Below are 23,572 nucleotides of genomic sequence, written 5' to 3' on the forward strand. Positions count from 1 at the left end.
TGTTTCCCTTGCTGGAGAGAGGCCGCAGCAGCATGCGGCCCACCGAAGGAGCAAGCCCCGTGACATGCCATGCAGGCGGGGTGAATCTCTCAGGTAAAGCGGACAGCGGGGCAAATCGGCGATCGAGAGATCGCTCCACCATTTGCCTTCGCCCATTGCCCTGTCCGCCATGTCCGACCTGCTCACCACTCCCCTCAACGCCCTGCACATCGAACTGGGCGCCCGCATGGTGCCCTTCGCCGGCTACTCCATGCCCGTGCAATACCCCATGGGCCTGATGGCCGAGCACCACCACACGCGCACGGCGGCCGGCCTGTTTGACGTGTCGCACATGGGGCAGCTCAAGCTGGTCGGCCCTGACGCCGCTGCCGCGTTCGAGACGCTGATGCCCGTGGACGTGGTCGACCTGCCCGTGGGCAAGCAGCGCTACGGCCTGCTCCTCAATGACGAGGGCGGCATCATCGACGACCTCATGTTCTTCCGCATGGCGCAGGACGAGCTCTTCGTGATCGTCAACGGCGCCTGCAAGGTGGGCGACATTGCCCACATCCAGGCGCGCATCGGCCAACGCTGCCAGGTGATTCCCATGCCCGACCAGGCCCTGCTCGCGCTGCAGGGCCCACAGGCGGCAGCGGTGCTCGCGCGTCTGGCACCAGGCGTGGACAAACTGGTGTTCATGACCGGCGGGCATTTCGACATCGCCGGGGCGCAGTGCTTCGTGACGCGCAGCGGCTACACCGGAGAGGACGGCTTCGAGATCTCGGTGCCCGCCACGCAGGCCGAGGCCCTGGCGCGCACGCTGCTGGCCCAGCCCGAGGTCAAGCCCATCGGCCTGGGCGCACGCAATTCGCTGCGCCTGGAAGCCGGCTTGTGTCTGTATGGCAACGACATCGACACCACCACCACCCCACCCGAAGCCGGCCTGAACTGGGCCATTCAGAAGGTGCGCCGTACAGGCGGCGCGCGCGCTGGCGGTTTTCCAGGTGCCGACAAGGTGCTGGCCCAGATCGACAGCCCGGCCACTCTCACGCGCAAGCGCGTGGGCCTGGTGGCGCTGGAGCGCGTGCCCGTGCGTGAGCACACCGAGTTGCAAAACGAGTCGGGCGAGCGCATCGGCGAAGTCACCAGCGGCCTGCTGGCCCCCACTGCCGACAAGCCCATCGCCCTGGCCTACGTAATGCCCGCCCATGCCGCCCCCGGCACCCGTGTGAACGCCATGGTGCGCGGCAAGGCCGTGCCCATGGAAGTGGCTGCCACGCCCTTTGTTCCCACACGCTACTACCGCGGCTGAATTCACCGCGGCGAACTGCCACCGCGCCCAGGTCAGCCCGGCTACAGTGCGGGCTGACCACTCTCAAACCTTTTCCTTCCACCTCTTCTTCCCGGAGCCCCCCATGAGCATCCAGTTTTCCAAAGACCATGAATGGATCAACGCAGCCGACCCGGCCGCGGCCGTCGTTGGCATCACCGTCCACGCGCAGGATGCGTTGGGCGATGTGGTGTTCGTGGACCTGCCCGCGGTGGGCACCACTTTTGCCCAGGGCGACGTGGCCGGCGTGGTCGAGTCCGTCAAGGCCGCTGCCGATGTCTACATGCCCGTGTCCGGCGAAATCGTCGAAGTCAACGAGGCCCTGCGCGCCGACCCGTCCCTGGCCAACTCCGACCCGCTGGGCGCGGGCTGGTTCTTCAAGGTCAAGCTCAGCGACGCCGGCCAGCTCGCCGGCCTGATGGACGAAACGGCCTATACCGCCTTCGCCCAGAACGCCTGATGCACCCGCGGCGCCGTGCACACGGCGCCGCCGCACCGCCCCATCGCTCTTGAGACTGGTCCCTCGCCATGCAGATGCCCTCCCCCCTGCCCCTGGCGGCGCTTGAAAACGCCGCTGAATTCCTGCCCCGCCACATTGGCATCGACGCCGCCGACGAAGCACACATGCTGTCGGTGATCGGCGAGGCTTCGCGCCGAGCGCTCATTGATTCCATCGTGCCGCGCTCCATCGCGCGCCAGCGCCCCATGGACCTGCCCGCGCCGGCCACCGAGGCCGCGGCGCTGGCTGAGCTCCAGGCCATTGCGTCGAAGAACCGCATCCTCAAGAGCTTCATCGGCCAGGGCTACTACGGCACGCACACGCCGGGCGTCATCCTGCGCAACGTGCTGGAAAACCCTACCTGGTACACGGCCTACACGCCCTACCAGGCCGAGATCTCCCAGGGCCGCATGGAGGCGCTGCTCAACTTCCAGACCATGGTGTGCGACCTCACGGCCATGCCCATCGCCAACGCCTCCATGCTCGACGAGGCCACCGCTGCCGCCGAGGCCATGACGCTGGCCAAGCGCTCGGTCAAGTCCAAGAGCGACGTCTTCATCGTGGCCGGCGATGCGCACCCGCAGACCATCGAAGTCATCCAGACCCGCGCCGCCCCCATCGGCATCACCGTGGTGGTGGCCAATTCCCAGGAGGAATGGCAGGCGGCCCTGGCCGGCGACTTCTTCGCCGCCCTCATCCAGTACCCTGCCAGCAGCGGCTGGGTGCAGGACTGGCAGGCCGACGTGGACGCCATCCACGCCAAACAGGCCGCAGCCATCTTCGCTACCGACCTGCTGGCGCTCACGCTGCTCAAGGCCCCCGGCGAGTGGGACGCCGACATCGTGGTGGGCTCCACCCAGCGCTTTGGCATGCCCATGGGCGCCGGCGGACCGCACGCCGCCTTCATGGCCTGCCGCGACGAATTCAAGCGCAGTCTGCCCGGCCGCCTGGTGGGCGTGAGCGTGGACGTGCACGGCAAGCCCGCCTACCGCCTGGCGCTGCAAACGCGCGAGCAGCACATCCGCCGCGAGAAGGCCACGAGCAACATCTGCACGGCCCAGGTGCTGCCGGCCGTGATCGCCAGCATGTACGCCGTGTACCACGGCCCCGAGGGCCTCACGCGCATCGCCCGCCGCGTGGCGCGCTTCACCGCCATCCTGAGCCGCGGCCTGGCACAGCTGGGGTTCACCAGCCGCCACCATGGCTCGGCCTTCGACACACTCAGCCTGCACACCAAGGATGCTACGGATTCAATAGCTGCTCGCGCAGTCCAGATGGGCGCAAACCTGCGAAAAGCCTGGAATGAATACCTGTGCATCTCGCTGGACGAGACCACCACCCGCGCCGATATCCAGCTGCTGTGGAAGATCTTTGCGCGGGACGGCCAGCAACTGCCCACCATCGAGGCGATGGACGCGGCCGGCGCACCGGCGCTGTTCCCGGATGCTCTGGCGCGCACCAGCCGCTTCATGGCACACCCGGTGTTCAACACCCACCATTCCGAAACCGGCATGCTGCGCTACATCCGCCAGCTGTCCGACAAGGACCTGGCGCTGGACCGCACCATGATCCCGCTGGGCTCATGCACCATGAAGCTCAACGCCACGAGCGAGATGATCCCCATCACCTGGCCCGAGTTCGCCAACGTGCACCCGTTCGCCCCGGCCGACCAGCTCGAAGGCTACCGCCTGCTCGACGAGCAACTGCGCGCCTGGCTGTGCCAGGCCACGGGCTACGCCGGCATCAGCCTGCAGCCCAACGCAGGCAGCCAGGGCGAATACGCCGGCCTGCTGGCCATCAAGGCCTACCACGCGGCGCAGGGGCACGCCCACCGCAACATCTGCCTGATCCCCAGTAGCGCGCACGGCACCAACCCCGCCAGCGCCCAGATGGTGGGCATGCAGGTCGTGGTGACCAAGTGCGACGAGAACGGCAACGTGGACATGGCGGACCTGCAGGCCCAATGCGAGAAGCACAGTGCCAACCTCGCCTGCGTGATGATCACCTACCCCAGCACGCATGGCGTGTTCGAGACCCAGGTGAAGGCGTTGTGCGAGCTGGTGCACAGCCACGGCGGGCGCGTGTATGTGGACGGCGCCAACATGAACGCCCTGGTCGGCGTGGCCGCGCCGGGCGAGTTCGGCGGCGACGTGAGCCACCTGAACCTGCACAAGACCTTCTGCATCCCCCACGGCGGCGGCGGCCCCGGCGTGGGTCCGGTGTGCGTGGTGGAGGACCTCGTGCCCTACCTGCCCGGCCACGCCACGGGCGGCATTGCTTCCAAAACAGGAGCTATCAGCGCAGCTCCCTTGGGCAATGCAGCCGTTTTACCCATCAGCTGGATGTACATCCGCATGATGGGTGCCGACGGTCTGCAGGCCGCGACCGAGACAGCGATCTTGAGCGCCAACTACATCAGCGCGCGCCTGAAGGACCACTATCCCACGCTGTACGCTTCCGCCAACGGCCATGTGGCGCACGAGTGCATCCTGGACCTGCGCCAGTTGAAGGACACCAGCGGCGTGATGGCCGAGGACGTGGCCAAGCGCCTGATCGACTACGGCTTTCACGCCCCCACGCTGTCGTTCCCCGTGCCCAACACGCTGATGGTGGAGCCCACCGAGAGCGAGACGCTGTTCGAGCTGGACCGCTTCATCGACGCGATGATCGCCATCCGGCGCGAGATCCGCCAGATCGAGGCCGGCACCTGGCCGCAGGACGACAACCCTCTCAAGAACGCGCCCCACACGGCCGAGTGCCTGCTGGCAGCCGACTGGCAGCACCCCTACCCGCGCGATGCGGCAGCCTATCCCGTTGCCGCCCTGCGCCAGAACAAGTACTGGAGCCCCGTGGGCCGTGTGGACAACGTCTACGGCGACCGCAACCTGTTCTGCAGCTGTGTTCCGGTGAGCGAACTGGGCTGACGGCCTTCTCCGCACAGGCATTCACAAAGGCCCTACCATCGGGCCTTTGTTGCTTCTGAACATTTGACCCATGCGCCCCCTTCTCGCACTGCTCGCATCGCTTGCCCTCGTCTCCGCAGCCCAGGCGCAGGCCCCTGCCGTCACCACCGGCAGCGGCCTGGTCTATGAATCGCTCAAGGACGGCAGCGGTGAATCACCCAAGGCCACCGACACCGTCAAGGTGCACTACCGCGGCACCTTCCCCGACGGCAAGGAGTTCGACAGCTCCTACAAGCGCGGCGAGCCGACCGAGTTCCCGCTGAACCGCGTCATCCCCTGCTGGACCGAAGGCGTGCAGCGCATGAAGCCGGGCGGTAAGGCCAAGCTGACCTGCCCGCCGGCGATTGCGTATGGCGCGCGCGGCGCGGGCGGCGTGATTCCGCCCAACGCCACGCTGAATTTCGAGATCGAGCTGCTGTCGGTGCGCCGCTGAACGAGGCAGCGGCACCGGCCTGTAGGGCACCAGGCAGACGCGTACACTGGCAGGCCTGCGGATTGCCCGATTCCCATGAGCCGCCCCGACCTGTCCCTGCTGTTTCCCGCCGCGGAGCCTGCCTCGCCCCCCCTGAGCAGCCGGAGCGCCGCGGCCCTCAACGGGCCAGCGGCGACGTGGCCGAGCTGATTGCGCAGCTGCGCGCCTCACAGGCCGAGCTGGAGGCGCAGAACCAGGTGCTGCGCTACAGCCAGGCCGCGGCCGAAAGCGCTTCCGAGCGATTCGAGGCCCTGTTTTCCAGCGTGCCGCTGTCGCTCATGGTGGTGGACGAGCATGACATGGTGGTCCAGGCCAACTCCATGGCACAGCGCTCGTTCCAACCGCGCGAGACGGACCGCCCCCTGACGGCACTGATGCCCTTCGTGAGCGACAGCCACGCGCCGCGTGTACGCGAGGCTTTCGACCAGGCGCGGGCCACGGGCACGGCCGAGGCCACGGAGGTTGTGTTCCACATCAGCGAGGGCCGCCATATCACTGGCGACCTGCACATCGCGCGCATCGAGTCGCGCTCCGAGCAGGACGCGCCGCTCACGCAGTTTCTGTGCGCCGTGATCGACCAGGGGCCGCTGCTGGCCGAACGCCAGGCCCTGCAGCGCAGCGCACAGGAGCTGCAGGAGCGCAACGTGCAACTGCACACCAGCGAGCGCCGGCTGGAAGCGGTGATCAATTCCGCGCTCGACGCGATCATCTGCGTGGACCAGCACGAGCGCATCACCGTGTTCAACCCCACGGCGGCGATGCTGTTCCAGTGCGCCACCAGCGACGCGCTGGGCAGCCCGTTGAGCCGCTTTCTGCCCGAGGCCCAGCAGGTGCTGGCGTTCGCGCAACTGACCACGCAGGCGGCGCTGGGGGAGATGACGGCGCTCACGGCATCGGGCCGCGAGCTGGCGGTGGAGATCAGCGTGTCGTTCGAGCGCCATGCGGAAGGCGAGACCACCACCGTGTTTGCCCGCGACCTCACGGCCCGCAAACGCGAAGAAGCCCGCCGCAACGCGCTGGAGGGACAGCTGCGCGAGTCGCACAAGATGCAGGCCGTCGGCACCATGGCCGGTGGCATCGCGCACGACTTCAACAACATCCTGCATGCGATCCTGGGCAACGTGGAGCTGGCCAAAGCCGATTGCCCGCCCGGCACGCCGATGTACGAAAGCCTGCTGGAAATCGACAAGGCCGGCCGGCGCGCCCGCGACCTGGTGCGGCAGATCCTCACCTTCAGCCGCAACGAGCCGCCCAAGCGTGCGGCCGTCACCCTGGCAGAGGTGGTGCACGACACCGAACGGCTGCTGAGGGTCACGCTGCCGCCCGAGATCGAGCTGACCGTGCATGTCCCCCCCGACCTGCCCCCCGTATTGGCGGATGCCACGCAGGTGGAGCAAGCGGTGCTGAACCTGTGCACCAACGCCGTGCACGCCATCGGCAGCCGCCGTGGCCGCATTCGCGTGGATGCTGCGCTGATCCAGCCCGACCAGCGCATGCGCGAAAGCCTGGGCCTGAGCGCGGGCGACTACGTGGCCGTGCGCGTGCATGACAACGGCCCGGGCATGGACGCCGCCACCCAGTCGCGCATCTTCGAACCCTTCTTCACCACCAAGCCCGTGGGCCAGGGCACCGGCCTGGGACTGGCGGTGGTGCACGGCGTGATGCGCACCCACGGTGGTGGCGTGGACGTGCACAGTGCACCCGCCGAGGGCAGCCGCTTCACGCTGTACTTTCCCGTGGCATCGGACGCCATGATGGCCGCCCTGTCGGAGGTTCCCGCGCCGGCCGCGCCCGCCAGCCCGCCCGCGGTGGCGCCGGCAACAGACCGCCTGCTGCACGTGATGTACGTGGACGACGACCAGGCGCTGGTCTTTCTGGTGCAGCGCCTGCTGCGCCGCCGCGGCTACGAGGTCAGCGGTTTCACCGACCCGCACCAAGCCACAGACGCCCTGCAGGCCCACCCCGAGCGCTACGACCTGCTGGTGACGGACTACAACATGCCGGGCTACTCGGGCCTGGATCTCGTGCGCGCGGCCCGCACCATCCGCAGCGACCTGCCAGTGGCCCTGGCCTCCGGCTATGTGACGGCGGAAATCGAACAGGCCGCGCTGGCCGAAGGCGCACGCGCGCTGATCCACAAGCCCAATGACGTGGAAGAGCTGTGCGCGACCGTGGACCGGCTGGCCCATGGCGGTTGAGTTGACAGCACCGCAGGCCGTACAGACGGCGGGGGCGCATGCACCTTTGCAGGGTATGCCGGCCGGCCCATCAGAGGGCGTCCGCAGCGTGCACGTGGACGACACGCTGCTGGTGCTGGACAAGCCCTCGGGATTGCTATGCGTGCCCGGACGGGGCCCCGACAAGCAGGATGCCTTGAGTACGCGCGCCCAGGCGCTGTGGCCCGACGCGCTCATCGTGCACCGGCTGGACCAGCCCACGTCGGGACTGGTGCTCATGGCGCGGGGCGCCGCGATGCAGCGGGCCCTCAGCCACAGCTTCGCCCAGCGGCTGGTGCACAAGCGCTACCGCGCCGTGGTGGCGGGCCGCATGCCGCCGCCCGACCCTGCGCACGCGGACGGCTGGGGCGAGATCGCGCTGCCCATCGCGGCGGACTGGGAACGCCGTCCGCTGCGCGTAGTGGATGCCACGCACGGCCAGCCCAGCCTCACGCGTTGGCGCGTGCTGGCGCACGACGCCGCCCGCGACACCACCTCCGTGGAGCTGGAACCCGTCACCGGTCGCACGCACCAACTGCGCGTGCACCTGGCGGCACTGGGCCACCCCATCCTGGGCGACCAGCTCTATGCCGATGCGTCGGTACAAGCCCGCGCACCGCGCCTGTTGCTGCACGCCTGCGTGCTGGAGTTCGCGCACCCGCTGCAGGGTGGCTGGTGCACGTTTGCCTCGGCACCGCCGTTTTGATCGCCGCGTGCGTGGCCGTTACCATGCCCGCATGACGCAACACCTCTACATCCTCACCGGCGGCTCGCGCGGCATGGGCCTGGCCATGGCACACCAGTTGCTGAAACCCGGCAACACGCTGATCAGCCTGGCGCGCAGCACCTCTGCGCCGTTGTCCACGGCCGTGCCGCAGGGCGCGACGCTGGAGCAATGGAGCGTGGACCTGGCCCAGCCTGCGCAGGCCGCTCAGCGCCTGCGCGAATGGCTGGCCACGCAGCCTGCCAGCCGGTACGCCAGCGCCACGCTGATCAACAACGCCGGCGTGATCCCGCGCATCGCGCCGCTGTCGGCATGCACCAGCCCGCAGGACATGGCCGATCTGGCCAATGCGCTGCGCGTGGGTCTGGAGGCGCCGATGCTGCTGACGGCCGCCTTCCTGGGCGCGACCGAAGGCTGGGCTGCACCGCCCCACTCCGTGGCGCGCAAGGTCCTGAACATCTCTTCGGGGCTGGGGCGTCGCGCCATGGCGTCCCAGTCCGGCTACTGCGCGGCCAAGGCCGGCATGGACCATTTCACGCGGTGCCTGGCGCTGGACGAAGCCGCCAAGCCCCACGGCGCCAAGGTATGCTCGCTGGCTCCCGGTGTGATCGACACCGACATGCAGATCCAGCTGCGCGGCGCCAACCCGGCCGACTTTCCGGATGTGCAGAACTTCGCCGCCCTCAAGACGGGCGGCATGCTCACCTCGCCAGACGCCGCGGCTGCCCGCGTGCTCGCCTGGCTGCAGCGTACAGACTTCGGCGCCAACCCCGTGGCCGACGTGCGCGAGGCCTGATGCCGTGCCCCGGCGCAGTGCAACTATTACTATGCATTTTGTAGCTGCTAGCGCTTATCCAATAAGCGCTAGAGCCTGATTTGATTCAAAACCATTACAGGAGAAAACCATGTCCCGTGACGTCGTCGTAGTCAGTGCCGTGCGCACCGCCATTGGCACCTTTGGCGGTAGCCTGAAGGACGTTCCGCCCACCGAGCTGGGCGCGCTCGTGGTGCGCGCGTCGCTGGCTCGCGCGCAAGTGGACGGCAAGGACGTCGGCCATGTGGTGTTTGGCCACGTGGTGAACACCGAACCCAAGGACATGTACCTCTCGCGCGTGGCGGCCATCCAGGGCGGCTGCGCCGAGGGCACGCCCGCGTTCAACGTGAACCGCCTGTGCGGCTCGGGCTTGCAGGCCATCGTGTCGGCCGCACAGACCATCCAGCTGGGCGATGCCGACGTGGCCATCGGCGGCGGCGCGGAGGTGATGAGCCGCGCACCCTACGCGAGCCTCGCCAGCCGCTGGGGCGCGCGCATGGGCGACTTCAAGATGATCGACATGATGATCGGCGCCCTGCACGACCCCTTCCACAACATCCACATGGGCGTGACGGCCGAGAACATCGCCGCCAAGTGGGGCATCACGCGCGAAGACCAGGACCGCCTGGCCGTGGAGAGCCACAACCGTGCCGAGCGTGCCACGGCAGCGGGCTACTTCAAGGACCAGATCGTCCCGGTCACCCTCAAGAGCAAGAAGGGCGAGGTGCAATACGCCACCGACGAGCACTTCCGCGCCGGCGCGACACTGGACGACATGGCCAAGCTCAAGCCCGTGTTTGCGAAAGACAACGGCACGGTGACGGCGGGCAATGCCTCGGGCATCAACGATGCGGCTGCCGCTGTGGTGCTGATGGATGCCAAGGCAGCGCAGGCCCGTGGCGCAAAGCCTTTGGCGCGCTTGGTGGCCTACGCCCATGCGGGCGTGGACCCGAAGTACATGGGCATCGGCCCCGTGCCTGCGACGCAGTTGGCGCTCAAGAAGGCAGGCCTCACGGTCAACGACCTGGACGTGATCGAGGCCAACGAGGCCTTTGCCGCGCAGGCCTGCGCCGTCACGCGCGACCTGGGCCTGGACCCGGCCAAGGTCAACCCCAACGGGTCGGGCATTTCGCTGGGCCATCCCATCGGCGCCACCGGTGCGCTGATCACCGTGAAGGCACTGCACGAACTGCAGCGCATCCAGGGCCGGTACGCGCTGGTGACCATGTGCATCGGCGGTGGGCAAGGCATCGCTGCCATTTTCGAGCGCCTCTGACACGCCCCGCCCCGCCATCGCCGATGGCGATGGCATGCGCGCGCTTCGGCACGGTGCGGCCCACGATGGCTGGGCCATCATCCAGGCGGGCGCGCGCCAGATGCGCCATGTTCCATACCAGGTTCTCCAGGAGACTTTTTCCCCATGCTTCGTCGACACATCCTTTCTCTTGCCACCCTCGCCTGTGCCTTGGGCGCTATGCCTGCACATGCCCAGACCAGTGCACCCGCTGCCGGCGCCTATCCCGCCAAGCCCATCCGTTTGATCGTGCCCTTCCCGCCCGGCGGCGGCACCGACATCCTGGCCCGCCTGGTCGCCGCCAAGCTGACGGAAGCCAACAAATGGACCGTGGTGGCCGACAACAAGCCGGGGGCTGGCGGCACCATCGGTATTACCGAGGCGGTGAAGGCCGCTCCCACAGGCTATGACATCGTCATGGGCCAAAAGGACAATCTGGTCATCGGCCCCTGGCTGTACAAGAACCTGCCGTGGGACCCCACCAAGGACCTGACGGCCGTGGCCCACGTGGCGTACACGCCCGTGGTCATCGCCACGAGTGTCAACTCCAAGTACAAATCTCTGGCCGATGTGGTGGCGGCCGCCAAGGCCGCGCCGGGCACCGTCACCTATGGCTCGCCCGGCAACGGCACCTCCATTCACCTGGCGGGCGACCTGTTCGAGAAAGCTGCCGGCATCAAGCTGAGCCACGTGCCCTACAAAGGCTCCAACCCGGCACTCATGGATGCGTTGGCGGGCAATGTGGAACTGCTGGTTTCGTCGCTGCCCTCGGCCATGGGTCAGATCAAGGCGGGCAAGCTGCGCCCGTTGGCGGTCACCTCGGCCAAGCGCAGTTCGTCGCTGCCCGACGTGCCCACGGTGGCCGAGTCCGGCTTCAAGGGCTTTGACGTGAGCACCTGGTACGGCGTGCTGGCGCCGGCAGGCACGCCGCCAGCCGTGGTGAACACGCTCAACGCGGAAGTCAACAAGCTGCTCGCCACCGCGGACATGAAGGCTGCCATCCAAGCGCAAGGCGCAGAGCCGCAGGCCATGTCGCCGGAACAGTTCTCGACCCTGCTCAAGAACGAATACGTGCAGTGGAAGGGTATCGTGGAAGCCTCGGGTGCACGGATTGAATAACCCGTGCTCGCAGCGCCCCGTTCCGTGACCGAGGCGCGAAAAGACAACGGCTCGCGTTGCGAGCCGTTTTCATGTGTGGCGACGTACGCCCCGGGTCAATCCCGCACGACCAGCACCGGCACGTGGGCCACGCCCAGCACGCGCTGTGTGACGCTGCCCAACACCAATTTTTCCAGCCCGCGGCGACCGTGCGATCCCATCACGATGAGGTCCGCGCCCGTGCTCTCGACGGCGCGCTGGATGCCGTCGTGGATCGCATGCCCCTCGCCTACCATGGTGTTGACGCTGGCGACGCCTGCCTGGGTGACAGCGGCCTTGGCGGCGTCCAGGGCCGTGTTCGCCTCGGCCGTCGCGGCACTGAGGTATTGCGCCTGGCCGTAGGCGAAATCGGCGCCCACCCCCGTGAAGGGATAAGGGTCGATCACGTACAGCGCCGTCACGGCGCTGCCGAAGGTCTTGGCCAGCGCTGCCGCCTTGGCCACGGCCTTCATGGACGTCTCCGAGCCATCGACGGGAATCAGAATGTGCTTGAACATGGAACCTCCTTTTGGTTAGGGTGGCAGGCCTGGAAGGCCCGCAACAACAACGAGTGTGATGCGTACGCGGCCTCCAAGGCTTGATTCGCATCAATTATTGGGACGCATCCCCTTGAAAGCCACCGCCCCGGCAGGTAACCACCAGGGTATCGCGCCAGCCGCCATCTTCGGTGGGCTGGATGGGTGTGGTTTCATGGATCATGCGCGCATCGTCCAGCAGCATGACGGACCAGGGCTCGCTCAAGGTAAACCGCTGTCCATTCGGGCCCGTGGCTTCGAAAATGCGGGTCTCTCCACCCTTGATGCCCTGGCGGCTTACCAGGAACACCGCCACCAGGTCCACGCCGTCGCGGTGCGCGCCTTCGGGTGTCGGACGGCCGATGCCGCCCTCGGTGTCAATGCGGAACTGATGTGCTTCGATGTAGCAGGGTTGAGACGGCTGCCCGCACATCGCTTGCGAGAGGCCCGCAGCCGCCTGCATGAGTTGCCGCCACACTGGTCGAGCCACCGTTTCGTCACGCATGGGCGCAAACCAGCGCTGCAGCCCTCCGTGCAGCGCGTTGTACTCCACCGGCTGCCAGTGCGCGCGGTGCGGTGCCTGGTTCACGGCGGGGCCCTCGACAATGAAGCAGGAGTGGCGCCGCCTGCGGTACCGTCCTCCGTCCTTGAGGTAGTCATCCGGGGGCAGATCCGACCAGTCGGCCGCCAGGGCCTGCAAATCGTTCAAGGCACATCCCACCCATGTCGCTGTGTCCCGGGGTTGCAGCACCGCATAACCCCGGTCACGCAACTGCGCGACGACCTGTGAGGGCGGTGTATAGGGAGGGGAGAACGTCACATTTGCCATAGGCACACAAGCTTAAGGCAACACCGCCGAGCACACGCAGTGTTGGCTCGAAAACTTCGGGAGGGAAATGCCTCCCTCGAAAAGCCTGGACCCTCATCGTGCTGCGGCCATCAGATGCCAGGCTTCACGCCTGCCTCAGCGATCACCGCGCCCGTGGCCTCGGCCGTTGCCGTTGCCTTTTCCATTCCCACGGCCGCGATGGTCATCATCCCGGTCGCGGCCGTTCCAGTGGCCGCGGCCATCGTCAAACGAACGGCCATCGAACCGGTCGCGGTCATCGCGGAATTTGCCGGGCCGGCGCGGGGGCTCCTTCACGAAATACACGGGTTGACCGCAAGCAGAGTAGCGCGCGCAGTGCTTGGACCAGTTCTTGGCATGGCCCGGCGGCACATACATATAGATGGGCGAACGGGGAACATACACCGCGGGAGGTGCGATCACCACCGGCTGCGGGTACAGCAGCGCAGGCGCGCTGTTGCCGATATCCACGCGGCCGTAGACGCCGGGAGCGATTTGCCCGCCCACCGTGGCGTTGATGTAGGTCTGGGCTGCCACGCCACCGGCGGAGGCTGCCACGGCCAAGGCCATAGCCAAACCGCGGGCCAGTTGGAGGGTTGAGGAGAGGGCGTGAGGCTCGCGGTTTTTCATGGTGATTGCTGATGCCGAAAACAAACTGGTGGAATGCACGGCCATTTGTAACTGCACAAATGGGAAAAAGGCGCAGATACTCTCTGAAAAATGTAAGCAATAGCGTATTCGCCACGGTAATGCGCCTGGTGCCCATCGGTGGAACTACGCTGCACAGGTTTTCTTATCAGCGACAATGATCCATTGAGACCGGCAATGCGCTCCTTTGGAACCATTGCAGAGAAACAAAGCTGCGCCACTGTGTGCGCAGTAAGTGGACAAGATGAACATCGTAATACTCGACGATTACCAGGACGCCGTGCGCAAGCTGCATTGCGCGGCACGGTTGGACCCCTACTCCGCAAAGGTCTACACGAACACCGTCAAGGGGTTGGGGCAGCTATCGGTGCGCTTGCGGGACGCAGATGTCATCGTGCTGATCCGCGATCGCACGCAGATCACGCGCCAACTGGTGGACAAGCTGCCGCGCCTGAAGCTGATTGCCCAGACCGGCCGCGTGGGCGCGCACATTGACCTTGCTGCCTGCACCGAGCGGGGAATCGCCGTCGCTGAAGGCGTGAGTTCCCCCGTTGCGCCAGCGGAACTCACATGGGCTCTCATCATGGCCGCCATGCGCCGTCTTCCCCAGTACATCGCCAACCTCAAGCATGGCGCATGGCAACAGTCGGGCCTGCGCGCCGCATCCATGCCGCCTAACTTCGGGGTGGGCAATGTCCTGCGTGGCAAGACGCTGGGCATCTGGGGCTACGGCAGGATCGGGCAGATCGTGGCAGGTTATGGGCGCGCTTTTGGGATGAACGTGCGTGTGTGGGGGCGGGAAGCCTCACGGGTCCAGGCACTGAGCGACGGCCTGCAGGTAGCGGCCACACGGGCAGAGTTTTTCTCCCAATGCGATGTGGTTTCACTGCATGTGCGTTTGACCGAGGAAACGCAGGGCATGATCACACTAGAGGATCTGTCGTGTATGCGGCCGACGTCCCTTCTCGTCAATACGTCACGTGCCGAGCTCATCGAGCCCGACGCCTTGATCGCCGCATTGAACAGAGGCCGCCCGGGCATGGCTGCTGTGGATGTATTTGAAAGCGAGCCCATTTTGCAAGGCCACGCGCTGTTGCGGCTTGAGAACTGTATTTGTACACCACACATCGGCTACGTCGAACAAGACAGTTACGAGCTTTATTTCGGAGCCGCCTTTGACAATGTGGTGAACTACATCAAAGGCACGCCCTCGAATATCGTCAACCCCGGCGCGCTGCAGGTTCGACGCTGAACGGTTGCTGACATCAAGAGAAAGGGCTCCCCAAGGAGCCCTTTTTTACGAGATCCGCCTCAAGGAGAGGCGGACCAGATCGATCAGTTCAACGGCGTCTTCTTGCCTTCCTTGTACGTGTACAGCGTAATGGCCGGGTTCTTCATTTCGCCATTGGGTTCAAACGCAATGTTCGCGGTCACGCCCTTGTAGTTGGACTTGAGCAACTCGGGGATATACACCTTCGGGTCCCAGGAGCCGGCGCGCTTCATAGCGTCCACCAGCAGCATGGTCGCGTCATAGGTGTACGGGCTGTAGACCTGGAACTGGTTGGGGTACTTGGCGTCGTATTTGGCCTTCCAGGCCGTGCCGCCAGGCATCTTGGCCAGGGATGCGCCACCCTCTGCGCAAATCACGTTAGCCAGCGTCTTGGCGCCTGCCGCCAGCTTGGCAATTTCCGTGGTGCATACGCCATCCCCACCGAAATACTTCGTGTTGGCCAAACCCAGTTGCTCCATCTGGCGCAACATGGGACCTGCCTGAGGATCCATGCCGCCGAAGAAGATCGCATCGGGGTTCTTGGCCTTGATGGCCGTCAGAATGGCCATGAAGTCCGTCGCCTTGTCCGTGGTGAACTGTTCGTCCACAACCTTCATGCCTTTCTCGGCTGCCACGCGCTTAAACACGTTGGCAACGCCCTGGCCATAAGCGGTGCGGTCATCCACGATGGCCACGGTCTTCAGCTTCAGGGTTTCCGCCGCGTAAGCTGCCAGTCCAGCACCCAGAGCGTTGTCGTTCGCAATGATGCGGAAGGTGGTTTTGTAGCCGGGGCGCGTCAGGTTGGGGTTGGTTGCGGCGCCAGTGACGTGAGGGATCCCGCAGTCGTTGTAGACCTTGGAAGCAGGAATCGTGGTGCCCGAGTTCAGGTGCCCGACCACCCCCGCGACCTTCGCATCGCACAACTTCTGTGCGGCCGCCGTGCCTTGCTTGGGATCAGCGGCATCGTCCTCCGCCACCAATTCCAGCTTCACCTTCTTGCCACCGATCGTGACGCCCTGGGCGTTCAGCTCTTCAATGGCCATGCGGGCGCCATTTTCGTTGTCCTTGCCGTAGTGCGCCTGGGCGCCGGAGACCGGTGCCACGTGACCAATCTTCACCACCTCTTGAGCAGCGGCCACACCGGCAACCGCTGCGATCGCAGCAGCCACGGTCATTTTCAACTTCAGTTGCATATGGATCTCCAATTAAGAAAAGCGCTGGAAATATTGTTGTGAACCAACGCGGAGAAACATATCGCAATTTATGTTCCACATCACTAGGGAACACAAGGAGGTTCTGCGAAACGACACAGGGAAATACCCTGACGCAGCATCAATGGCCGCTGCGCTCGCCTGCCAGTTCCTCGGCCACGGCTTCGTAGACGGCCTGCCGCACTACCGATTCCACTTCCTCTCGCAGGCGAGGCACCATGGACCGTGTCTGCTCCTGTACCACCACTGCGATCGCCTCGCGCAAACGTTGGTCCAGCACGACGTCCACGCGCTGCATCACGCGATGCACCACGTACTCCTCAAACCCGTAGGGCAGCCCTGCAGGCAGCGGCGCAACCGGCGCGGGAGCTGCGAGGGACGGTGGTGAATGCGGAGCCGCTGGCAAAGGCACAGAGAGCGACGCAGCGGTGGTCGCAGGCCGTGTCACCGGAGGCGACGGACGCGCCGAGCTCCCTTCGGCTTCGGGCATCTGCACCACGTCGGTGAGCGTGGGCACGAATCTGGGAGGTTTCTTGGTGGGTGTTGTCATCCCGCGCTTTCCTTGAGTACCAGATCGTGGCGAACGATGTCATACCCCAGCGCGGCATAGCCGCGCCAGCGCTCCCGCGCGCGCTTCCGATCATCCTCATCCGCCTGGCTGACCACCTCCACGACCCGAGCGTACTGCGCAAATCCCTCGGGCAAGACATTTCCCAGGTTGACCAGCACGTCCCGATTCGGACTGGTACGAGGGTCTTGCACCAACACGGTGGGAGAGGCACGCAGAATTTCCTCGTCGGCGTCTCCCAGGCAATGGCCGACGAAATCCGAAGGCGCCAACGCCCAGAGCTGGCGATCCAGCCGCAGCAAGGTGTCTGCATCACCCGTGACCGTCACCCGCGCATCCTGCCGGGTGGCTTTTCGCACCAGGCGACAGACATACGCCAGTTTGTCGGGTGCATTGAAGTGGAATGCCACCTGTGTCATGCGGGCACCTTCAACGACATGGCCCTCAAGCCACCGACTTGCGGCTGCGCGTCTTTTGCTTGGGTTTCACGGTACTCACTGTCGCCTGGTCCAGTAGATAGTGCACCAGCAGTGCCACAGGCCGGCCCGTGGCGCCCTTGGCGGCCCCTCCCTTCCAAGCCGTTCCAGCGATGTCCAGGTGTGCCCACGGCGTGTCCCCGACGAAGCGCTGCAGGAACTTCGCGGCGGTGATCGAACCACCGGCCCGGCCTGCCACATTGGCCATGTCGGCAAAATTGCTCTTGAGCCCTTCTGCATACTCGTCATCCAAGGGCATACGCCAGCAGGGGTCGAGCGCGGCATCGCCTGCCGATAGGAGCTGTTCCGCCAACAGGTCATCAGAGGCAAACAGTCCGCTGCGCAGGCCACCAAGCGCCACCACACAAGCGCCTGTCAATGTGGCAATGTCCACCACGGCGGCTGGCTTGAAGCGTGCCGCGTAGGTCAGCGCGTCGCACAGGACCAAACGCCCTTCTGCGTCTGTGTTGAGGATTTCGATGGTCTGGCCGCTCATGCTCGTCACGACATCGCCGGGCTTGACCGCTTTGCCATCAGGCATGTTTTCGCACGCGGGAATGAGCCCCACCACGTTGATCGCCGGCCGGAGTTCCGCCAGCGCCCGGAACACGCCCAGGACGCTCGCCGCCCCGCCCATGTCGAACTTCATCTCGTCCATCTCCGCCGCGGGCTTCAGCGAGATCCCCCCGGTATCGAACGTGATGCCCTTGCCCACCAGCACCACGGGAGCCTGCGTGCGGGCCGCGCCGTTGTAGCGCAATTCCACCAGGCGAAGCGGCTGGTCGGACCCTTGAGCCACCGCCAGAAACGCCCCCATGCCCAGCTTGGCCACCTCGGTAGGGCCCAGCACCTGGCACTGGACGCCGGGGTATTTCGCAAGCGTCTTGGCGGCATTGGCCACCAGCGTAGGGGTCGCATGGTTGGCAGGGCGATTGGCCCACTCGCGCGCAAACTCTACACCGGCCGCCACGGCCGTGGCCGTGGCGAACTCCGGCTGCGCCGCACCCGCATCGGGCACGCCCAGGGTGACACGCAGCAAGGCACGCGGCTCAGCCTTGGTCTTGGTGGCCGTGTAGACATAGCTCCCATCGGACACCGCACGCACCGCAGCGCCGATGGCGCCCCGCTGGGCTGAGGTTCCAAACACCAGCGCCACGCGCTTGACCGACGGCAACTTGAACGAGGGGGCTAAGGCCTGCATGGCCTGGCGCACCGCATGTGCATCGGCCGCACCGCACCCCAGCAGCACAACCCGGCGCGCCGCAACACCGGCGGGGGCGTAGCACTGCAGGAGCTTGCCCGGTTTCGCCTCCAGATCGCCTTGCTTGAGCGCATGCGCCGTCAGGGTAGACAGCACGTCGCTGCCCGGCAGGAAGCCTTCAGGCACCAGCACCACCAGCAGGTCGCATTTGTGCGCAGCAGCGGCAGCCAGCGAAAGCGTCTTCAGTTCGAAGTTCATAATCAGCGTTTTCCTTCGAGCCAATGTTATTCGATTCATCCATTCGCAAGGAGCTGGCCCGCACCTTCGGCGCGACCCTGGTGGTTCTGGTCACCGTCGTGATGACCATGATGCTGATCCGTACGCTAGGCCAGGCATCCCGGGGCAGCGTGAACCCTTCCGACGTGATGCTAGTCATGGGTTTCACGGTGCTGGGACAACTGCCCACCATCCTCAGCCTGAGCCTGTTCGTCACCGTGGTGGGGGCGCTGTCGCGCATGTACCGCGACAGCGAGATGGTCATCTGGTTTTCGGCAGGGCGCGGACTGATGAGCCTGCTGGCACCGCTGTTCCGGTTTTCCTGGCCCGTCATGCTGACCATCGCCGCGCTGTCGCTCGTGGTCTGGCCCTGGGCCAACCGGCAGATCCAGGAGCTCAAGACGCAATACGAGCAGCGCAGCGACGTGGACCGTATCGCGCCCGGGGAATTCCAGGAATCCTCCAATGGCTCACGCGTGTTCTTCATTGACAAGGACGCACCGGATGCCAACTCGGCCAGCAACGTTTTCATTGCCACCAACGAACCCAACCGCGAAACCGTCACCTCCGCGCAAAGCGCTCGCCTGGAGATCCGCAACGGCGAACGCATGGCGCTGTTGAGCAACGGGCAGCGGCTGGAGACGCTGCGGGACAAGCCGGGCCTGCGCGTCAGTGAATTTGCCGAGTACGGCACGCTTGTGGGTGGCGGATCGCAGAACGACCCCGAGGCGGCCTCCATCAAGACCCGCGACACCTGGGAGCTGGTCATCGACCCGCAGCCGCGCCACCAGGCGGAACTGGGCTGGCGCATCGGCATGGCGCTGGCCGCGTTGAACTTCGTCGTCCTGGGCCTGGCGGTGGCCGTCGTCAACCCGCGGGCGGGGCGCAGCACCAGCCTGGTGTTCGCACTGTTCGCCTTTGTCGTGTACTACAACCTCATGACCGTTGGACAGACATGGATCGGCGTGGGCAGGCTGGGCTTGCTACCGTTCATGCTGATGCTGCACGGCGGTACCCTGGCCCTGGGCCTGCTGCTGCTGGCCGCGCGCCACAACCACTGGTCGCTGCGCAGCCTGCTGGGCAGGAGGACGGCATGAAAACCATCCGCCGCTTCATCTACCGCGAAGTCGTCGTGGGTGTGGCCTTCGTCACCCTCGCCTTCCTCGCGCTGTTCTTCTTCTTCGACATGGTGGACGAGCTACGCTGGGTGGGCCGCGCGGGCGCCAATGGCTACCAGCTCTCGCACGCGCTGCTGTTCGTGGCGCTGAGCTTGCCGCAGCACCTCTACGAACTGCTGCCCATCACCGTGCTGATCGGCACCATCTTCGTGATGGCACGGTTGGCGCAGAGTTCGGAGTTCACCATCATGCGCACCAGTGGGCTGGGACCCTGGCGGGCGCTGAGCACGCTGCTGATGCTCGGCTGCGCGTTCGTCATGGTCACAGTCATCGTCGGGGACTACATTGCCCCGGCGAGCGAAAAAGCGGCCTCTCTCGTGAAAGCCCGCCGGCTGGGCCAGATCAGCACTGGCGCCACGGGCGCATGGCTGAAGGAGCGCCAGGGCGACCATTCGATCGCTGTGAATGTGCGTGCCGTGGACCCCAATGGCGCCATGCGCGGCGTGCGGGTGTTCGAGTTCGATGCGCGCGGACGCGTCGCCGCCACCATCCAGGCGGAACAGGCCACCTTCGACGACGCCCGCGATGCGTGGAATCTGCAGCAGGTCCAGCGCACCCTTTTTGAGGCCGAGGCCGATGGCGGCATGCGCGTGTCGCGCCTGCAAGAGCCCACATTGCGTTGGCCCACGCGCATCAGCCCCGACATGGTGGCCGCGTCGCTGCTCAAGCCGGACAAGATGGCGACGATCGAACTGTTCCGCTTCGTACGCCACCTGGAGGCCAACGGCCAGTCGGCACAGCGCTACGAGATCGAGTTCTGGCGCAAGGTCTTCTACCCCTTGAGCTGCCTGGTGATGGTGGTGCTCTCCCTGCCCTTCGCCTACCTGCATTTCCGCTCGGGGGGCATTGCGGGCTATGTGTTCGGCGGGGTGATGGCGGGCATCAGCTTCTTCCTGCTGAACAATGTGTTCGGCTTCGCGGGCAATCTGCAGAACTGGTCGCCCTGGCTGACCGCGGCCGCGCCGGGCCTGATCTATTCCGTGCTTTCGCTGGCAGCGTTTGGATGGCTGGTATTGAGACGCTAGACCCCTTAGCAGTAGACCCATGACGAACCCTAGTACCAACGGCATCGTGCTGTTCGCACACGGCTCCCGCGACCCCCTGTGGCGCCTGCCCATGGAGGCGGTGCTCGCGCGCATGCGCGCCGAGCAACCCGCGCTGGAAGTGCGCTGCGCCTACCTGGAGCTGTGCGCGCCCGACCTGCCTTCAACGGTTGCCGCAATGGCGGCGCAGGGCATCACCCAGGTGGGCATCGTGCCCATGTTTCTCGGCACCGGGCGGCATGCGCGCGAAGATCTCCCCCGCATGGTCGAGGAACTGTCCCAGGCGTTTCCACAGATGCGCCTGCACCTCAGCCCTCCCATCGGCGAGGACGAACGCATGACGGCCCTGATGGCGCGCATTGCCGCCGAAGCATTGGTGCCGTAACGATATCTGCGCCTTTCGCGCCCGCCGTTTAGATTGATGCAGCATAATGATGCGACTTCTTAGCCGCATTTCAATATGAATCTGCACCAGTTTCGCTTCGTTCAAGAGGCGGCGCGCCGCAACCTCAACCTCACCGAGGCCGCCAAGGCACTGCACACCTCGCAGCCGGGGGTATCCAAGGCGATCATCGAGCTGGAGGACGAGTTGGGCGTGGACATCTTCGCGCGCCACGGCAAGCGGCTCAAGCGCGTGACCGAGCCCGGTCAGCACGTGCTCAAGAGCATCGAACTCATCATGCGCGAGGTGGGCAACCTCAAACGCATCGGCGAGCAGTACAGCGCCCAGGACAGCGGCACCCTCGCCATTGCCACCACCCACACCCAGGCGCGTTATGTGCTGCCCGTACCGGTGGCCAAGCTGCGCGAGGCGTATCCCAAGGTCAACATCAGCCTGCACCAGGCCACGCCGCACGAGGTGGCGCGCATGGTGATCGACGAAGTGGCCGAGATCGGCATGGCCACGGAGTCGCTGGCGGAGTATCCCGACCTCGTCACCTTGCCCTGCTACGAGTGGCAGCACGTCCTGGTGCTGCCACCCAGCCATCCGCTGGCGCAAAAGGAGCGCGTGGGGCTGGAGGACATCGCACACGAGTCGCTCATCACCTACCACCCCTCATTCACCGGGCGCGGCAAGATCGACCAGGCCTTCGCCACCCGCAAGCTGCAGCCGCGCATCGTGCTGGAGGCCATCGACTCCGACGTGATCAAGACCTACGTGCGCCTGGGGCTGGGCATCGGCATCGTGGCGGAGATGGCCATGCGCGACGACCCACTGGGCGACCTCGTCGTGCGCCCCGTCGGCCATCTGTTCGGTCAGAGCGTGGCGCGCGTGGCTTTCAAGCGCGGTGCTTACCTGCGCAACTTCGTCTACAAGTTCGCCGAGCTGCTGAGCGACCGCCTGAGCCGCGACCTGATCGCCCGCGCCATGACCGGGCACGTCAACGACTATGAGTTGTGATGCGCCCTGAGCCGCTTTAAGGCTTCCCGCATGGGGACGACGCCAGCGGCCTGGGCAAGCCCGCCCCAAGACCCGTGTTCGCAAACCATGCGGCCGTCGGAACGCCACGCGTTGCGCCAGTTTTGAATGAGTGACACCCAATGACCACGCCCCACTTTCCCAGCCGCCTGCCCAACGTGGGCACCACCATCTTCACCGTGATGTCCGCGCTGGCGGCCGAACACCAGGCCGTGAACCTCGGCCAGGGCTTTCCTGACTTCCACTGCGACCCGCAGCTGATCGACGCCGTCACGCGCGCCATGCAGGCCGGCCACAACCAGTACCCTCCCATGGCCGGCGTGCCCGCGCTGCGGCAGGCCGTTGCTTCAAAAATTGAAGCACTCCACGCTCGCCAGTATTGCCCCAACGCCGAGATCACCATCACGGCCGGGGCGACCCAAGCCATTCTCACCGCCATCCTCGCCTGCGTGCAGCCAGGCGACGAGGTGATCGTGCTGGAGCCCTGCTACGACAGTTACGTGCCCAACATCGCACTGGCCGGCGGCGTCGTGGTCCGGGTGCCGCTCACGCCGGGCAGCTTCCGCCCTGACTTTGCCAAGATCGCGGCGGCCATCACGCCGCGCACGCGTCTGTTGATCATCAACACGCCGCACAACCCCAGCGCCACCGTGTGGACGGCCGACGACATGCGCACGCTGGAGGAACTGCTGGCCCCCACGGACGTGCTCCTGATCAGCGACGAGGTGTACGAGCACATGGTCTTCGACGGCGCCGAGCACCAGAGCGCCGCGCGCTTCGCGGGCCTCGCGGAACGCGCCTTCATCGTCTCCAGCTTCGGCAAGACCTTCCACGTCACGGGTTGGAAGGTGGGCACCGTGGCTGCCCCCGCCGCCATGACGGCGGAGTTCCGCAAGGTGCACCAGTTCAATGTGTTCACCGTGAACACACCCATGCAGTACGGCCTCGCGGACTATCTGCAGAACCCCGCGCCTTACCTGCAGCTGCCGGCCTTCTACCAGGCCAAGCGCGACCTGTTCCGCCAGGGGCTGGAGGGCTCGCGACTCAAGCTGCTGCCCAGCACCGGCAGCTACTTCCAGTGCGTGGACATCTCGGCCGTGAGCGACCTGAACGAAGCGGACTTCTGCCAATGGCTCACGCGCGAGATCGGCGTGGCCGCCATTCCCCTGTCGGCTTTCTATGGCGACGGCTTCGACCAGCGCGTGGTGCGCTTTTGCTTCGCCAAGAAGGACGAAACGCTGCGTGCGGCCATCGAACGCCTGCGCAAGCTTTAAGCCAAAACAGGCCCCCGCGCTTATCCAGCAAGCGCTTGCAGCTCATCATTCAATAGCACCCAGGAGCGTTGCCTCCTGGCGCACGCAATCGACGGTGAGCGACGTGCCGCATGGCGCGGGCCTGCACCTGTGACACCCCATGTGGCACAGAGGTGCCGCGGAAAGTCGCGCCACTGCGACGCGCAGCCGAGCAAGC

21 protein-coding genes, 1 pseudogene and 1 riboswitch are annotated in these 23,572 nt (G+C 65.8%); of the genes and pseudogenes, 15 read left to right on the forward strand and 7 right to left on the reverse strand.

Features of this window, described 5'->3' with window-relative positions:
• Position 1: 1 nt before the first annotated feature.
• Positions 2 to 116: riboswitch (glycine riboswitch) on the forward strand.
• Between the two features lie 53 nt (positions 117 to 169).
• The 9 genes and pseudogenes from gcvT to BA022_RS05595 all read left to right on the forward strand — a co-directional run bounded on the left by gcvT (position 170) and on the right by BA022_RS05595 (position 11,410).
• Positions 170 to 1,291 (forward strand): glycine cleavage system aminomethyltransferase GcvT, encoded by a 1,122-nt coding sequence (gcvT, locus tag BA022_RS05555; RefSeq protein ID WP_187306021.1) that lies wholly within the window; start codon positions 170 to 172, stop codon positions 1,289 to 1,291.
• A gap of 103 nt (positions 1,292 to 1,394) precedes the next feature.
• Positions 1,395 to 1,769, forward strand: coding sequence for a glycine cleavage system protein GcvH (gene gcvH, locus BA022_RS05560; RefSeq protein WP_011805186.1), 375 nt, complete (start codon positions 1,395 to 1,397; stop codon positions 1,767 to 1,769).
• A gap of 68 nt (positions 1,770 to 1,837) precedes the next feature.
• Positions 1,838 to 4,732, forward strand: coding sequence for an aminomethyl-transferring glycine dehydrogenase (gcvP, locus tag BA022_RS05565; protein ID WP_088886821.1), 2,895 nt, complete (start codon positions 1,838 to 1,840; stop codon positions 4,730 to 4,732).
• Positions 4,733 to 4,802: 70 nt separating this feature from the next.
• Positions 4,803 to 5,204 (forward strand): FKBP-type peptidyl-prolyl cis-trans isomerase, encoded by a 402-nt coding sequence (locus tag BA022_RS05570; RefSeq protein WP_088886822.1) that lies wholly within the window; start codon positions 4,803 to 4,805, stop codon positions 5,202 to 5,204.
• 75 nt (positions 5,205 to 5,279) lie between these two features.
• A pseudogene (locus BA022_RS05575) lies at positions 5,280 to 7,441 on the forward strand (PAS domain-containing hybrid sensor histidine kinase/response regulator).
• 55 nt (positions 7,442 to 7,496) lie between these two features.
• On the forward strand, positions 7,497 to 8,165 hold the full coding sequence (locus BA022_RS05580) for an RluA family pseudouridine synthase (RefSeq protein ID WP_088886823.1): 669 nt from the start codon (positions 7,497 to 7,499) through the stop codon (positions 8,163 to 8,165).
• A 31-nt stretch (positions 8,166 to 8,196) separates the two neighbouring features.
• Positions 8,197 to 8,979, forward strand: a complete 783-nt coding sequence (locus BA022_RS05585; protein WP_088886824.1) for an SDR family NAD(P)-dependent oxidoreductase — start codon at positions 8,197 to 8,199, stop codon at positions 8,977 to 8,979.
• A gap of 109 nt (positions 8,980 to 9,088) precedes the next feature.
• Positions 9,089 to 10,273: a beta-ketothiolase BktB gene (gene bktB / locus BA022_RS05590; protein WP_011805180.1), complete on the forward strand. Its 1,185-nt coding sequence runs from the start codon at positions 9,089 to 9,091 to the stop codon at positions 10,271 to 10,273.
• 144 nt (positions 10,274 to 10,417) lie between these two features.
• Positions 10,418 to 11,410, forward strand: a complete 993-nt coding sequence (locus BA022_RS05595) for a Bug family tripartite tricarboxylate transporter substrate binding protein (RefSeq protein WP_088886825.1) — start codon at positions 10,418 to 10,420, stop codon at positions 11,408 to 11,410.
• Between the two features lie 95 nt (positions 11,411 to 11,505).
• Here BA022_RS05595 and BA022_RS05600 read toward each other — a convergent pair whose 3' ends face one another.
• The 3 genes from BA022_RS05600 to BA022_RS05610 form a co-directional block, all read right to left on the reverse strand.
• Positions 11,506 to 11,946 carry a universal stress protein gene (locus tag BA022_RS05600; protein ID WP_015913273.1) on the reverse strand — a complete coding sequence of 147 codons (441 nt, stop codon included), beginning with the start codon at positions 11,944 to 11,946 and terminating at the stop codon, positions 11,506 to 11,508.
• Positions 11,947 to 12,040: 94 nt separating this feature from the next.
• A complete protein-coding gene (locus BA022_RS05605) occupies positions 12,041 to 12,793 on the reverse strand; it encodes a 2OG-Fe dioxygenase family protein (protein ID WP_088886826.1) in 753 nt (250 codons plus the stop codon).
• A 135-nt stretch (positions 12,794 to 12,928) separates the two neighbouring features.
• Entirely contained in the window at positions 12,929 to 13,441 is a 513-nt protein-coding gene (locus BA022_RS05610; RefSeq protein WP_047350659.1) for a hypothetical protein, read from the reverse strand.
• Positions 13,442 to 13,703: 262 nt separating this feature from the next.
• Between BA022_RS05610 and BA022_RS05615 the strand changes: the two genes are divergently transcribed.
• Positions 13,704 to 14,711, forward strand: a complete 1,008-nt coding sequence (locus tag BA022_RS05615) for a D-2-hydroxyacid dehydrogenase family protein (protein WP_015913270.1) — start codon at positions 13,704 to 13,706, stop codon at positions 14,709 to 14,711.
• An 83-nt stretch (positions 14,712 to 14,794) separates the two neighbouring features.
• Here the strand turns inward: BA022_RS05615 and BA022_RS05620 are convergent, their stop codons facing one another.
• The 4 genes from BA022_RS05620 to BA022_RS05635 all read right to left on the reverse strand — a co-directional run bounded on the left by BA022_RS05620 (position 14,795) and on the right by BA022_RS05635 (position 18,443).
• Complete coding sequence (locus tag BA022_RS05620; protein ID WP_015913269.1) at positions 14,795 to 15,922, reverse strand: branched-chain amino acid ABC transporter substrate-binding protein; 1,128 nt, start codon at positions 15,920 to 15,922, stop codon at positions 14,795 to 14,797.
• 139 nt (positions 15,923 to 16,061) lie between these two features.
• A complete protein-coding gene (locus BA022_RS05625; protein ID WP_088886827.1) occupies positions 16,062 to 16,490 on the reverse strand; it encodes a hypothetical protein in 429 nt (142 codons plus the stop codon).
• The gene (locus BA022_RS05630; RefSeq protein WP_088886828.1) at positions 16,487 to 16,927 is read right to left on the reverse strand and encodes a DNA polymerase III subunit chi; all 441 of its coding nucleotides are present in this window, start codon (positions 16,925 to 16,927) and stop codon (positions 16,487 to 16,489) included. The genes BA022_RS05625 and BA022_RS05630 overlap by 4 nt, the downstream gene beginning before the upstream one ends.
• Positions 16,928 to 16,952: 25 nt before the next feature.
• Positions 16,953 to 18,443 carry a leucyl aminopeptidase gene (locus BA022_RS05635; protein WP_088886829.1) on the reverse strand — a complete coding sequence of 497 codons (1,491 nt, stop codon included), beginning with the start codon at positions 18,441 to 18,443 and terminating at the stop codon, positions 16,953 to 16,955.
• A gap of 23 nt (positions 18,444 to 18,466) precedes the next feature.
• Here BA022_RS05635 and lptF point away from each other — a divergent pair, with 23 nt between their 5' ends.
• The 5 genes from lptF to BA022_RS05660 all read left to right on the forward strand — a co-directional run bounded on the left by lptF (position 18,467) and on the right by BA022_RS05660 (position 23,376).
• Positions 18,467 to 19,558 carry an LPS export ABC transporter permease LptF gene (gene lptF, locus BA022_RS05640; RefSeq protein WP_088886830.1) on the forward strand — a complete coding sequence of 364 codons (1,092 nt, stop codon included), beginning with the start codon at positions 18,467 to 18,469 and terminating at the stop codon, positions 19,556 to 19,558.
• The gene (gene lptG / locus BA022_RS05645; RefSeq protein ID WP_047350657.1) at positions 19,555 to 20,664 is read left to right on the forward strand and encodes an LPS export ABC transporter permease LptG; all 1,110 of its coding nucleotides are present in this window, start codon (positions 19,555 to 19,557) and stop codon (positions 20,662 to 20,664) included. Before lptF ends, lptG begins: the two co-directional genes overlap by 4 nt.
• A gap of 19 nt (positions 20,665 to 20,683) precedes the next feature.
• Complete coding sequence (locus tag BA022_RS05650; protein ID WP_088886831.1) at positions 20,684 to 21,067, forward strand: sirohydrochlorin chelatase; 384 nt, start codon at positions 20,684 to 20,686, stop codon at positions 21,065 to 21,067.
• Between the two features lie 75 nt (positions 21,068 to 21,142).
• Positions 21,143 to 22,084 carry a CysB family HTH-type transcriptional regulator gene (locus tag BA022_RS05655; RefSeq protein ID WP_047351197.1) on the forward strand — a complete coding sequence of 314 codons (942 nt, stop codon included), beginning with the start codon at positions 21,143 to 21,145 and terminating at the stop codon, positions 22,082 to 22,084.
• 140 nt (positions 22,085 to 22,224) lie between these two features.
• Positions 22,225 to 23,376: a pyridoxal phosphate-dependent aminotransferase gene (locus tag BA022_RS05660; RefSeq protein WP_088886832.1), complete on the forward strand. Its 1,152-nt coding sequence runs from the start codon at positions 22,225 to 22,227 to the stop codon at positions 23,374 to 23,376.
• Positions 23,377 to 23,572 lie beyond the last annotated feature (196 nt).

The sequence above is a fragment of the Diaphorobacter nitroreducens genome (assembly GCF_002214645.1).
Classification (GTDB): Bacteria; Pseudomonadota; Gammaproteobacteria; order Burkholderiales; family Burkholderiaceae_C; genus Diaphorobacter; species Diaphorobacter nitroreducens.